This is a genomic window from Enterobacter sp. K510, from assembly GCF_055804875.1.
Genome location: NZ_JBNRLQ010000037.1, coordinates 1 through 285, shown reverse-complemented (window position 1 = coordinate 285; position 285 = coordinate 1). Strand labels below are relative to the sequence as shown.

General features: G+C 51.2%; 2 tRNA genes. Both read right to left on the bottom strand.

The window, feature by feature from the left end:
• Positions 1 to 15: 15 nt before the first annotated feature.
• Positions 16 to 91, bottom strand: a tRNA-Ala gene (locus ACQUTD_RS21635).
• A gap of 72 nt (positions 92 to 163) precedes the next feature.
• Positions 164 to 240 (bottom strand) — tRNA-Ile (locus tag ACQUTD_RS21630).
• Between the last annotated feature and the right edge of the window lie 45 nt (positions 241 to 285).

Sequence of the window (285 nt, the reverse complement as noted above, 5' to 3'; positions counted from 1 at the left end):
TTCAGCAGTAAAGGATGGTGGAGCTATGCGGGATCGAACCGCAGACCTCCTGCGTGCAAGGCAGGCGCTCTCCCAGCTGAGCTATAACCCCATCGTATGCAAATCTCGTTACCGGTATTCTTTCTGAGACAGGGCGTTTTGCAACGCAGTATCAGGAGGAATTTGGTAGGCCTGAGTGGACTTGAACCACCGACCTCACCCTTATCAGGGGTGCGCTCTAACCACCTGAGCTACAAGCCTGCAGAGATTTCTTACTGCTTTATTTTCTATCAGACAATCTGTGTG